Below are 255 nucleotides of genomic sequence, written 5' to 3'. Positions count from 1 at the left end.
GATGATCAGGTTGATAGGTCAGAGGTGGAAGCGTGGTAACATGTGGAGCTGACTGATACTAATCGTTCGAGGACTTAACCATTTTTAAGGCTTTCTCGAGTTTACAAACTTCTTCTGCATTATCTAGCTTTGAGGGAATGATACCTCAATCAAATAGTCTGGCAATTATGGCGAGAAGGTCACACCCGTTCCCATACCGAACACGGAAGTTAAGCTTCTCAGCGCCAATGGTAGTTGGGACACGCGTCCCTGTGA

The 255-nt window shown here is 45.9% G+C and carries 2 rRNA genes; both read left to right on the top strand.

Features of this window, described 5'->3' with window-relative positions:
* Window positions 1-82 (top strand): 23S ribosomal RNA (locus KW850_RS32945); the annotation flags it as partial.
* Between the two features lie 75 nt (window positions 83-157).
* A 5S ribosomal RNA gene (gene rrf, locus KW850_RS32940) occupies window positions 158-255 on the top strand; the annotation flags it as partial.

This window comes from Bacillus sp. sid0103, assembly GCF_019219025.1.
The sequence above is the reverse complement of the archived record's forward strand: the minus strand, read 5'-3'. Positions and strand labels throughout refer to the sequence as shown.